At 38.8% G+C, this 12,007-nt stretch carries 12 protein-coding genes, 2 tRNA genes and 1 rRNA gene; 12 read left to right on the forward strand and 3 right to left on the reverse strand.

What is annotated here, in order from left to right; all coding sequences use genetic code 11:
- The first annotated feature begins 11 nt into the window (after positions 1-11).
- The 8 genes from rrf to tsaD all read left to right on the forward strand — a co-directional run bounded on the left by rrf (position 12) and on the right by tsaD (position 4,397).
- Positions 12-127 (forward strand): 5S ribosomal RNA (gene rrf / locus ACTWQB_RS14385).
- Between the two features lie 220 nt (positions 128-347).
- A tRNA-Met gene (locus ACTWQB_RS14390) sits at positions 348-424 on the forward strand.
- Between the two features lie 120 nt (positions 425-544).
- Positions 545-621 (forward strand) — tRNA-Asp (locus ACTWQB_RS14395).
- A gap of 192 nt (positions 622-813) precedes the next feature.
- On the forward strand, positions 814-1,794 hold the full coding sequence (gene thiL / locus ACTWQB_RS14400; protein ID WP_443139895.1) for a thiamine-phosphate kinase: 981 nt from the start codon (positions 814-816) through the stop codon (positions 1,792-1,794).
- Positions 1,795-1,809: 15 nt separating this feature from the next.
- Positions 1,810-2,244, forward strand: a complete 435-nt coding sequence (gene tsaE, locus ACTWQB_RS14405; RefSeq protein ID WP_443139896.1) for a tRNA (adenosine(37)-N6)-threonylcarbamoyltransferase complex ATPase subunit type 1 TsaE — start codon at positions 1,810-1,812, stop codon at positions 2,242-2,244.
- A complete protein-coding gene (gene tsaB, locus ACTWQB_RS14410) occupies positions 2,241-2,939 on the forward strand; it encodes a tRNA (adenosine(37)-N6)-threonylcarbamoyltransferase complex dimerization subunit type 1 TsaB (RefSeq protein WP_443139897.1) in 699 nt (232 codons plus the stop codon). The genes tsaE and tsaB overlap by 4 nt, the downstream gene beginning before the upstream one ends.
- Complete coding sequence (gene rimI, locus ACTWQB_RS14415) at positions 2,932-3,390, forward strand: ribosomal protein S18-alanine N-acetyltransferase (RefSeq protein ID WP_443139898.1); 459 nt, start codon at positions 2,932-2,934, stop codon at positions 3,388-3,390. The genes tsaB and rimI overlap by 8 nt, the downstream gene beginning before the upstream one ends.
- Entirely contained in the window at positions 3,387-4,397 is a 1,011-nt protein-coding gene (gene tsaD, locus ACTWQB_RS14420; protein WP_443139899.1) for a tRNA (adenosine(37)-N6)-threonylcarbamoyltransferase complex transferase subunit TsaD, read from the forward strand. Before rimI ends, tsaD begins: the two co-directional genes overlap by 4 nt.
- A gap of 176 nt (positions 4,398-4,573) precedes the next feature.
- Here the strand turns inward: tsaD and ACTWQB_RS14425 are convergent, their stop codons facing one another.
- Positions 4,574-6,511, reverse strand: a complete 1,938-nt coding sequence (locus tag ACTWQB_RS14425; RefSeq protein WP_443139900.1) for an ABC-F family ATP-binding cassette domain-containing protein — start codon at positions 6,509-6,511, stop codon at positions 4,574-4,576.
- Positions 6,512-6,589: 78 nt separating this feature from the next.
- On the opposite strand from ACTWQB_RS14425, the gene ACTWQB_RS14430 reads away from it, so the two are divergent.
- Both ACTWQB_RS14430 and ACTWQB_RS14435 read left to right on the forward strand, forming a co-directional pair.
- Positions 6,590-7,216, forward strand: a complete 627-nt coding sequence (locus tag ACTWQB_RS14430; protein WP_443139901.1) for a redox-sensing transcriptional repressor Rex — start codon at positions 6,590-6,592, stop codon at positions 7,214-7,216.
- 74 nt (positions 7,217-7,290) lie between these two features.
- Positions 7,291-8,694 carry an MDR family MFS transporter gene (locus ACTWQB_RS14435; RefSeq protein WP_443139902.1) on the forward strand — a complete coding sequence of 468 codons (1,404 nt, stop codon included), beginning with the start codon at positions 7,291-7,293 and terminating at the stop codon, positions 8,692-8,694.
- Positions 8,695-8,706: 12 nt separating this feature from the next.
- Here ACTWQB_RS14435 and ACTWQB_RS14440 read toward each other — a convergent pair whose 3' ends face one another.
- Both ACTWQB_RS14440 and ACTWQB_RS14445 read right to left on the reverse strand, forming a co-directional pair.
- A complete protein-coding gene (locus ACTWQB_RS14440; protein ID WP_443139903.1) occupies positions 8,707-8,913 on the reverse strand; it encodes a YdiK family protein in 207 nt (68 codons plus the stop codon).
- Between the two features lie 3 nt (positions 8,914-8,916).
- Complete coding sequence (locus ACTWQB_RS14445) at positions 8,917-9,630, reverse strand: lysostaphin resistance A-like protein (RefSeq protein WP_443139904.1); 714 nt, start codon at positions 9,628-9,630, stop codon at positions 8,917-8,919.
- 372 nt (positions 9,631-10,002) lie between these two features.
- Here ACTWQB_RS14445 and groES point away from each other — a divergent pair, with 372 nt between their 5' ends.
- Both groES and groL read left to right on the forward strand, forming a co-directional pair.
- Positions 10,003-10,287 carry a co-chaperone GroES gene (gene groES, locus ACTWQB_RS14450; protein ID WP_443139905.1) on the forward strand — a complete coding sequence of 95 codons (285 nt, stop codon included), beginning with the start codon at positions 10,003-10,005 and terminating at the stop codon, positions 10,285-10,287.
- Between the two features lie 36 nt (positions 10,288-10,323).
- On the forward strand, positions 10,324-11,952 hold the full coding sequence (gene groL, locus ACTWQB_RS14455) for a chaperonin GroEL (protein ID WP_443139906.1): 1,629 nt from the start codon (positions 10,324-10,326) through the stop codon (positions 11,950-11,952).
- Positions 11,953-12,007: the final 55 nt, after the last annotated feature.

Raw genomic sequence — 12,007 nt, forward strand, 5'->3', positions numbered from 1 at the left:
CAACTACATAGTCCGGTGGCGATAGCAGAGAGGTCACACCTGTTCCCATGCCGAACACAGAAGTTAAGCTCTCTAGCGCCGATGGTAATTGGGGTGTTTCCCCTGTGAGAGTAGGACGCTGCCGGGCGTTATATGTTATAATTAATATAATAGTTTAGTCAGAACTCTAATATAGAGTGAATGACAACATCGCGGGGTGGAGCAAGACCGTAAACATCTTGAATCATCATCTGCGTAGGTTTTGCGAGGAGCGTATGCTTCGCCGAAGAGGCTTGCAACGCGACGAGCAGTCAAAAGTTTAATAACATTTATAGTCAGGGCTCCTAAAATGGAGTGAATGACAACATCGCGGGGTGGAGCAGTCTGGTAGCTCGTCGGGCTCATAACCCGGAGGTCGCAGGTTCAAATCCTGTCCCCGCAACCAATTTAAATTAACGACATTAAGTCGAATCCGCTTTGCGAGATGATTGCAAAGTGTGACTAATTTAATAAATACATAATCTAATTGAATAGTAGTCATCTAAGATTAGAACCTCATCAATTAGGTCCGGTAGTTCAGTTGGTTAGAATGCCTGCCTGTCACGCAGGAGGTCGCGGGTTCGAGTCCCGTCCGGACCGCCATGTTAGTTTAAAAGTGTTAGCCTTGTGTGGTTCGCAAGGCTTTTGTTATTTTTTAACCTATTATTTTCATCCCCCTCAGCCCTTGCGTTTTCGCAAGGGCTGATTTTGTGTATGGATGTATATGTTTCCTAAAAGGATTAATTTTTGCTATGATAAGCTTGAAATCTTTTTAATAAAGAAGTGAAATCTAATATGGATGAATTTAGTTTTATAAAGGCCATAAAACCTAAGCACTACATGCAATCTTCTGTTATTAACGGTATAGGAGACGATGGAGCTGTTGTTCAACCGTCTATTGGATCACAAATGGTTATTGCAACTGACACGATGGTTGAGAATGTTCATTTTTCTTTCGACTATATGAGCTACGAAGATGTAGGTTATCGTGTATTGGCTGCTAATTTAAGTGATTTAGCAGCAATGGGTAGCACGCCTTTGTATTATATTGTAAATATATCGGGTCCTAATGAGATCACAAATGATGAACTCGTTCGTATTATGAATGGCACGAAAGAATTGGCTAAACTGTATAATATGGACCTCATTGGTGGCGATACGACTTCGTCTCAAGAGTTAGTCATCACAGTCACCGTATTTGGTGAGCTCGTTGCAGGTTATAAGAGATTAAGGAGACATGCACAGCCAAACGATGTTGTTTTTGTAACTGGTTATTTAGGTGAGTCTGGATATGGTTTTCAATTAATAAAAAAAGGTAAATATGAGGATGATTCTCGTTTTATCAAACAGCATATAAGACCGAAACCTAGGTTAGATTTTGCCCAAGTAATTAAAACTATTAAAAGAGTTAGTTTAAATGATGTGAGTGATGGTATTTCATCAGAATTAAACGAGATTGCTGAGGCATCTAATGTATCTATAGTAACCGATTGGAACTCCATACCGATCCATCCTGAAATGAAGCACCTTAAAGACGAGGAGCTTGAAAAACTAACACTCTCCACTGGAGAAGATTTTCAGCTAGTGGGAACTTGTAGTGAAGAGGCTTGGAACAACATCAAATCAATTTGTTCGGAACAGGAGATTAAGGTCACAAAAATTGGTGAAGTATTACCATTTAATAAACAGGAATCATCAGTGTACATAATTAAAAATGGTAAAAGAAAGAAGCTTGACTCAGAAGGTTATCAACATGGAAAGTATAAAGGTGATTAGATGTATAACATTTTAATGGAAAATGAATATGAGACAACTCAATTCGGTGAGAAGTTAGCCAAACACTTAAATCCTGGCGATGTGATTACATTAGATGGTGATTTAGGTGCTGGCAAAACGACATTTTCAAAAGGACTGGCTAAAGGACTGGATGTAAAACGAACAGTTAATAGCCCAACTTATACAATCGTTAAAGAGTATAGAGGTCGATTGCCTTTTTATCATATGGATGTTTATCGTCTTGAAGGTCAGGAAGAAGACATTGGTTTTGAAGAGTATTTTAATGGTGAAGGTGTATCTGTGGTGGAGTGGTCTCAATTCATTGAAGACTTTTTACCAGAGGAACGTTTAGAAATTTTTATAAAAAAAGTTGAAGAAACTAGACGTGAATTTCAATTAACACCTAAAGGGTCAAGATTCGAAGAGATTTGTAAGGAGCTCATAACATGAAGAATGGATTATGTATCGATACGTCTAATCAGCCGATGAGTATAGCTGTGTTTATAGATAGTGATTTAGCTGCTGAGATGACGATTAATATAAAACGAAATCATTCGGTTCAATTAATGCCAAATGTTGATTACTTATTGCAGCAAGTAGGGTTGAAACCTAAAGCTTTGGATCAGATCGTGGTGGCAGAAGGCCCTGGGTCATTTACAGGAATCAGAATTGGGATGACGACAGCTAAATCGTTAGCTTGGTCTTTAAATATTCCTGTTAAAACAATTTCAAGTTTAGAGTTAGTTGCGTCTTCGTTATTGTATCAAAATGGGCTTGTATGTCCATTTTTTGATGCGAGAAGGGGTAATGTTTATACTGGGCTTTACCGTGTTTCAGAAGGCCAAATTGAGCGCGTTGAAGATGATTGTAATATAGAGATGAGGAGTTGGTTAGAGAAAATCAATCAATATGGAGAAAAGGTATTTTTCATTAGTCCTAATGGCAATCAGTTTAAAGAACAAGTTGAACAGCAAGGAGTATATGTTAATCAACCATTTCAACTCCCAAGGGCAAGTTTGCTTTGGACATTAAGTCAGGAAAAAGATGAAACACCGATTCACCTTGTAAAACCTAATTATCATAGAATAACAGAAGCTGAAGCGAATTTGGAAAAACAAAATGGAGAAGGGTCTACTCATGAATGAGGTTAAGCATGATGTAAAAATAAGAAAGATAACAATCGAAGACCTTCCGCATGTCGTTGTGATCGAGAATGAATCATTCAAATCACCGTGGAAGAAGCGTGACTTTTTGCATGATTTATTAAAAAACTCATTCTCGCATTATTTAGTGATTGAAAAAGACGGTGAAGTTGCAGGATATTGTGGAGTGTGGATTGTGTTGGAGTCTGCACAAATTACTAACATTGCAATTTCACCTAAACATCGAGGACATCAATTAGGTAAGAAGCTGTTTAAAGAAGTGTTAGATACTATTCGAGAACAAGGGGCAACGGAGCTGTCGCTTGAAGTTCGAGAATCGAATGAAGTCGCACAAAATATGTATCAACAATTTGGATTAGAGGTCGTTGGAAGACGTCGTCATTATTATCAAGACGACGGGGAAGATGCCTTAGTCATGTGGGTGAAATTATGAAAACAGACGAAATCATTTTAGCAATAGAGACAAGCTGTGATGAGACAGCTGCTGCAGTCGTAAAGGGTGGCACGGAACTTTTATCAAATGTGGTAGCAACACAAATGGAGATTCACCAAAAGTTTGGTGGAGTCGTACCTGAAATTGCTTCGCGACATCATATCGAACAAATTACCTTAGTCATCGAGCAAGCATTAGAAGAAGCGAGTGTGACGATGGATGACGTGGATGCAATTGCGGTGACAGAAGGACCTGGATTAGTTGGAGCCCTCTTAATTGGGGTTAATGCGGCGAAATCCATTGCATATGCACACGATAAGCCGTTAATAGGCGTGCATCATATCGCTGGACACATTTATGCAAACAGACTTGAACAAGAGTTCCAATTTCCATTACTATCATTAGTCGTTTCAGGTGGTCATACAGAACTCATTTATATGAGAGACCATGGAGGTTATGAAGTGATAGGTGAAACACGTGATGATGCTGCTGGTGAGGCATATGATAAAGTTGCGAAAGCATTAAAGCTACCTTACCCAGGTGGGCCAGTCATTGATCAACTAGCACAAAAGGGAGAAGATGTGTATGACTTTCCACGTGCATGGCTTGAAAAGGGATCATATGATTTTAGCTTTAGTGGGTTAAAAACGTCCGTGATTAATAAGTTAAATCAGTTAAAGCAAAAAGGTGAAGATGTTCGGGTTGAAGATTTAGCAGCTTCCTTCCAAGCGAGTGTGATCGATGTATTAGTTAAGAAAACGTACCAAGCTGCATCTGATTTAGGTGTTAATCAATTGATTGTAGCAGGTGGAGTTTCTGCCAATAAAGGCTTAAGAGAAGCATTGAAACATCAATTTGAAGATACTAATGTAAAGCTCATGATACCGCCACTCTATTTATGTACGGATAATGCAGCGATGATTGGGGCTGCAGCATCAATTGAGTTCCAAAAGGGTAACTTTAAAAATTTAAACTTAAACGCTAACCCAGGATTAATGTTAGGATAAAAGAAATCCACAGACGATAAACAAGTCTGTGGATTATTTTTATTAAAATAGCTTTATATCAATTATTTATAAATGTGCGTAAATATTGTGGATAAACCATCTTTAGTCTGTGGATAAAGTGGATAACTCTGTTGAAAACCCAAATTATCCACTTTTTATCTGTTAATAACTTGTGATTAACCCAAAGCTTCCATTTCTTGTTGAAGTTCTTCCCATTCTTCCATTAACTCTTCAATCGCTTCTTCATTTTCTTTAATCGTCTGATTAATCTCTTGAAGCTTCGTGTAATCATTCACATTTTCAGGATCATATAACCTCGGTTCTTGGTCTTCAATCACCTGTTCATGTTCCACGATTTGTTCTTCAATGGCTTTAATACGCCGCTCAACCTTTCTACGCTCTCGTTGAATTTGCTTATTCGTCGCTGCTTTAGGCTGCTCTGCTTCCTGCTTTTGTTCAAGCTCTGCTTGTTTAATGGCCGCTAACTCTGACTCTTCTTCAAGCTTCTCTAAATAGTAATCATAGTCTCCTAAGAACATTCGTGAGCCTTGTTCAGATAGCTCTAAGATTTGAGTTGCAATTCTATTAATAAAATAACGATCGTGTGAAACGAAAATAATCGTACCTGGAAAATCAGCTAGAGCAGCTTCTAACACTTCCTTACTGTCTAGGTCCAAGTGGTTGGTCGGCTCGTCCATCACGAGAACGTTTGCTTTTTGTAGCATGAGTTTAGCCAGCAAGACGCGGGCTTTTTCTCCACCACTTAACATGCCAATCGTTTTTAACACATCATCGCCTGTGAATAAGAAGTTACCAAGTACTGTTCGGACATCTTTTTCCGGCATTAGAGGATAATCATCCCACAATTCTTGTAGAGCCGTTTTATGTGGATTTAATGTGGATTGTTCCTGGTCATAGTAACCGAACTCCACATTGGTTCCATACTCAACATTACCCTCAATAAAGTTTATTCTGTTTAAAATGGCTTTTAACAACGTTGACTTACCAATCCCGTTAGGCCCGACAATCGCAATTCGATCACCACGATTGACCCGAAACGTCACATCATTAAAAACAGGCTCATCAAGTGCAGCATATTTAGCAGATAAGTTCTCAACCTTTAAGACGTCATTACCACTTTTGCGTTTTATATCAAACGAAAACTTAGCGGAATGATCATCAAGTGTTGGCTTGTCCATTTTATCCATTTTCTCAAGCTTCTTACGACGTGATTTCGCCTGTTTACTAGTCGAATCTCGCGCAATGTTTTTCTGGATATAGACTTCTAGCTTCTTAATCTCTTCTTGTTGTTTTTCAAAACGCTTTACCTCAAGTTCATACTCTTCGGCTCGTTTTTTAAGAAAATAACTATAGTTCCCGTGATACTTTTTTACCGATTGGAACGCGACATCATAGACAATACTCACTGTTTCATCTAGGAAGTAGCGGTCGTGTGAGACGATGACAACTGCTCCAGGGTAGCCTTTTAAGTAACCTTCTAACCAACGCAATGTATTAATATCCAAATGGTTAGTTGGCTCATCTAAAATTAAAACGTCTGGCTTTGATAGTAAGAGCTTACCCAAGGCAAGGCGTGTCTTTTGTCCACCACTTAGCTCTTGAATTGGTGTTTGAAAGTCAAAATTGCCAAAGTTTAACCCTTGTAAAACAGACTCAATGTCAGCCTCATAATGAAAGCCGCCGCGCTGTTCGAAATCATGTTGCTTAGCATCATACTGACTAAGTAATTGTTCGTACTTCTTCTCATCTTGTAATAATTCAGGGTCAGCCATTTTTTCTTCCATTTGTCGTAGTTCTTTCTCAAGTTGGATTAGAGGCTGATAAACCTCTAACATTTCATCCCAGATAGAACGGTCCGAATCTAAGCCAGTGTGCTGGTCGAGATACCCAACCGTTACATTTTTAGGTTGAAAAAGATCACCATCATCATATGGAATCTGGCCTGACATGATTTTTAATAAAGTCGATTTACCGGCACCATTTCGACCGACAATCGCAATGCGGTCATCATGATGTACTTCTAATTTAATTTTCGATAGAATAAGGTCAGCACCAAAATATTTATCTATGTTATTTAATTGCATGACTATCATTGTTATTCACCTCAACGTGCACTAGTGTATCTATTTTATCACTAATACGCAATGAACCATATCAAAGGAGACTAAATTATGTCTGAAGAAAAAATACCACAAGCAACGGCAAAACGATTGCCATTGTACTATAGACATTTAAACTTGTTACATAATCAAGGAAAAATGCGAATATCTTCACGTGAGTTAAGCGAACTAATCAAAGTCGATTCGGCAACAATCCGAAAAGACTTTTCTTATTTTGGTGAATTAGGGCGGAAGGGTTATGGTTATGACATTGCTCACCTCATTCAATTTTTTAGAAAATTACTTGATCAAGATGAAGTAGCCAGTGTCGCGTTAGTAGGAGTTGGTAACTTAGGGACGGCCTTACTTCACTATAATTTTATGAAAAAAGGTAACACACATGTTGAAGTCGCATTTGATACAAATCATAGTAAAATTGGATCTGAAATAAGTGAAGTTCCAATTTATCATGTGGATGATTTAGAGACGGAGATCAAACGCCGAGGCATTAAAGTCGCCATATTAACAGTTCCAGCTCGAGTGTCTCAGCAAGTCACCGATCGCTTAGTTGACTGTGGCATTGAAGGGATTTTGAATTTTACCCCTTCACGTTTAACCGTTCCAAGCCATGTTCGTGTTCACCACATTGATTTATCGATTGAATTACAGACCTTGGTTTACTTTCTAAAACAAAGCTAAGAATGGGGCTTTCTTTTTCTTCCATTTAGAAGTAAAATAGTTCGTATATCGAAGTAAATGGGTCGGAGGCAAACATGGGAAAACTACAACAAAAATGGTTAGTCGTGATTTCAGTTATTACTGGAACATTCACGGTAATCCTAAATAATAGTATGTTAAATCCGGTATTGCCGGAGTTTATGAGAATATTTGATACAGATGCGGTTGGAGTCAGTTGGATTCTGACCATTTTTATGATTGCGATGGGGATGACCATGCCGGTGACTGGGTTTTTGGGTGATCGGTATGGAAAAAAGAAAATTTACATTATCGGATTAAGCCTATTTGCGTTCGGTTCTATTTTAGGTGCTGTGTCGCAATGGTTGAGTATGATCATCATTGCTCGAACCATCCAAGGGATCGCAGGCGGCCTGATGATGCCAAACGCCATGGCCTTAATCTTCCAAGCTTTTCCGCGTAATGAGCGAGGTTACGCCGTTGGAATTTACGGCGTTTCGGCAATGGTGGCACCTGCAATTGGGCCAACCATTGGAGGAATTATTGCAGAGAATTTTGCATGGTATTACTTATTTTTATTCAACCTACCATTTGCAGCTCTAGGGATTTTCTTCTCAACGAAGTATTTAATTTCAACCAAACCGGACTTATCGCGCATCTTTGACTGGAAAGGGTTTGCGATTATTACAACCGGTGTCGGAGCCGTCTTATACGTACTAGGGCAAGGGCGTAATTTTGAAGAAGCGATGAACTGGACTAACTTAGGCATCTTGTTGTTAGGTTTGATCTTAATCATTGTTTTTGTTCGATATGAGTTAAAGATAGAGTCACCATTATTAGAGCTCTCTGTCTTTAAGGTCAAAACGTATCGCTATTCTATTATTGCAACGTCAGCTGCGTCGATTGGTTTGTTTTCAAATTTATTTTTATTACCATATTTAATACAAGAAGCTTATGAACTAAGTATGATTAAAACGGGACTTATTTTTTTACCAAGTGCTTTAGCCAGTGGGGCGTTTATGACATTAGGTGGACGGATTTTAGATAAAAAAGGACCGAAACTGGTTGTACCTACGGGGCTCATTATCTTAACGTTTGCCAGTTTAATGTTTGGGTTTGTCGATTTAAGCACGTCTTACTGGATGCTACTAGCCATTAACATTGTACATGGATTAGGTTTAGGCTTTGGTAACATGCCAGCAACCACAGCTGGGATGAATGCCATTCCAGATCACTTAGTGGCCCAAGGGTCAGCGATGAATAATTTAATCCGCCAAATATCATCGTCACTAGGAATCGTGATTTTCTCTGTTTATTATGAGATTCGTCGAGGTCAATATATCTTATTTGATGAATTAACCGTGCAAGAAGCAACATTGCAGGCGATTAACGAAGCATTTATTTTAGCTGCGATTATTGTGGCGTCTAGCATACCGTTTGCTTTTAAGATGAAAGGAATAGAAGATACAGAAAAGGAATAATCCAAAAGTGGATTATTCCTTTTTGTTTAGGTTTTTCTTATATGCAAAGTATTTAGTTAGAATTCGAATCGCCACACCTATGTCAAACGTTGCGACAAGCGTGAAGATGATGGTCGCAAAGTTCCAAATCGTATCCTCAGCATATTGTAACGCCAAGTATACAAAAGCTAGTCCCATCAAAAAGTACATAGAAGCTATAAAAAATGGTGAAGCTCTCATGAATTATCCTCCAATTAATATCATAGCGGCATTCTGATATTCTTGTAATTGTTTTTCAAGATCTTCTATATCGACCGTTAATTGTAGTAATACGACTGTCGTGTTCATCGCCATGTGAACTAAAATCGGTACAAGGATGCGCTTTGTCTTAACATAAAGGTAAGCAAACACAAGTCCCATCGCAATGTACGTTAACGTAAACGTAAAGTCCATATGAAGGACGCTAAATAGAGATGAAGATATAACAGCTGCTAAGAAAAAGTTCATCTTCTTATACAATTGCCCAAAAATGATTTTTCTAAAGATGATTTCTTCTAATAATGGTGCAAACAAGATTGGTAAAATGATAAACCAAATGTTTTCATTAATATAATCCATAATTAACATCGTATTCTCAGAAGATTGTTCTACATTAAAGACAGTGACGTTAATAATCGATGAAACATACTGAGCAAGAAACGCTAAGAAAAAGCCGTAAATGGACCATTTAAACATATAGCCATAGCTTGGTCGATTACGCATTTCACTCTGTTCCATATCAGGCATTAACATTTTAATGATAAAAATAGATGCAATCGCCATTCCTAGAATAGATGAGAACACCATAGCATCTATTTCTGATAGACCGAAAAAGCTAGTTCCAATTGGCATTCCGATGGCTGGGAAAAGTTGTGCTGCAACATATAGTATAATAATAAACCAGTATCGTTTCGGCAAATCGATCGTCCCCTTTTATTCTATATCATTATTTATGACTCGCTACAGGTGAACGCTTGCCGTGGGCACGGCTTCAACTTCACAAAACGCACTATCGTTCGTTTTGTGGGATTTTCAGCTCGTGCTGTTCCCACAGGCGTCGTCACCTACGCTCGTCTTTAATCGTTACATTTCTAGTCTTTTTTATCATACTTTCAGAAATCTAAATCTCTATAAGGTTTATTCTATAACAATCTAAAAAATGAAACAAAAATTTAGGTTTTTTACTTGCAAAAGTTTTTGAGATTCATTATTATAATAATTGGAATTAGCACTCACCAATGTTAAGTGCTAATAATCATCTTCAACATAAATTTGGAGGAGGTTTTTAACATGTTAAAACCACTAGGTGATCGCGTAATCGTGGAAGTTCTAGAACAAGAAGAAACAACATCAAGCGGAATTGTGTTACCTGATTCTGCTAAGGAAAAGCCTCAAGAAGGTAAGGTTGTAGCAGTAGGTTCTGGCCGTGTAACAGACAACGGTGAGAAAGTAGAACTAGAAGTTAAATCAGGTGACCATGTCATCTATTCTAAGTTCGCTGGTACAGAAGTGAAGCAAGATGGTAACGAGTACTTAGTTTTACGCGAAAGCGATATTTTAGCAGTTGTAGAATAATTTACGAACACATACTTTTAAGGAGGGTATTTTATTATGGCTAAAGAATTAAAGTTTAGCGAAGACGCTCGCCGTGCTATGCTTCGCGGTGTCGATACATTAGCTGATGCAGTAAAAGTTACTTTAGGACCTAAAGGACGTAACGTAGTTTTAGATAAGAAATTCGGTTCACCATTAATCACGAACGATGGTGTAACAATCGCAAAAGAAATCGAACTAGAAAATAACTTCGAAAACATGGGTGCTCAACTGGTATCAGAAGTTGCATCTAAAACAAACGACGTTGCTGGTGACGGTACAACAACAGCTACAGTATTAGCGCAAGCAATGATTCGTGAAGGTCTTAAGAACGTTACTTCAGGTGCAAACCCAGTAGGCTTACGCCGTGGTATTGAGCGAGCAGTTGAAGTAGCTACTGAAGAATTACGCACGATTTCTAAGCCAATCGAAGGTAAAGATTCAATCGCACAAGTTGCTTCAATCTCAGCTGCTGACAATGAAGTTGGTCAGTTAATCGCTGAAGCAATGGAGCGTGTTGGTAACGACGGTGTTATCACAATTGAAGAATCTAAAGGCTTCAACACTGAGCTAGAAGTTGTAGAAGGTATGCAGTTCGACCGTGGATATGCTTCTCCATACATGGTAACTGACCAAGATAAAATGGAAGCTGTATTAGAAGATCCTTATATCTTAATCACAGATAAGAAGATCTCTAACATTCAAGAAGTGCTTCCAGTACTTGAGCAAGTTGTACAACAAAGCAAGCCGATTTTAATCATTTCTGAAGACGTTGAAGGTGAAGCACTTGCAACATTAGTTGTGAATAAGCTTCGTGGAACGTTTAATGCAGTAGCGGTTAAAGCTCCTGGATTTGGCGATCGTCGTAAAGCTATGCTTGAAGATATTGCAACTCTAACTGGTGCTGAAGTGATTACAGAAGACTTAGGCCTAGACCTTAAGAGTGCAACAATCGATCAGTTAGGTCGCGCTTCTAAAGTTGTTGTAACGAAAGAAAACACAACAATCGTAGAAGGTGCTGGCGACTCTGAAAAGCTAGCAGCACGCGTAAACCAAATTCGCGCGCAATTAGAAGAAACAACTTCTGACTTTGATAAAGAAAAACTACAAGAACGTCTAGCAAAACTTGCAGGCGGCGTAGCAGTGATCAAAGTAGGAGCAGCTACTGAAACAGAACTTAAAGAACGTAAACTACGTATTGAAGACGCTCTAAACTCTACTCGTGCAGCAGTAGAAGAAGGTATTGTTTCTGGTGGTGGAACAGCACTAGTAAACATTTACAAGAAAGTAGCTAGCCTAGAACTTGAAGGTGACGAAGCTACTGGCCAAAATATCGTACTTCGTGCGTTAGAAGAACCAGTTCGTCAAATCGTTCAAAACGCTGGTTTAGATGGATCTATTATCGTTGAACGTCTAAAACATGAAGAAGTCGGTGTAGGCTTCAACGCAGCAACAGGCGAATGGGTAAACATGGTTGACTCTGGTATCGTTGACCCGACAAAAGTTACTCGTTCAGCACTACAAAACGCAGCATCAGTTGCGGCAATGTTCCTAACAACTGAAGCAGTTGTAGCAGACCACCCAGATGACAATGACGGCGCGCCTGACATGGGCGGCATGGGCGGCGGAATGCCGGGCATGATGTAGTTATACTATACTAGCGACTTATTTAAAGGGATTTTATCCTTTGTTTGGTCATATA

It is taken from the genome of Piscibacillus sp. B03 (assembly GCF_052246295.1).
In the GTDB taxonomy this organism is placed as follows: Bacteria; Bacillota; Bacilli; order Bacillales; family Alkalibacillaceae; genus Piscibacillus.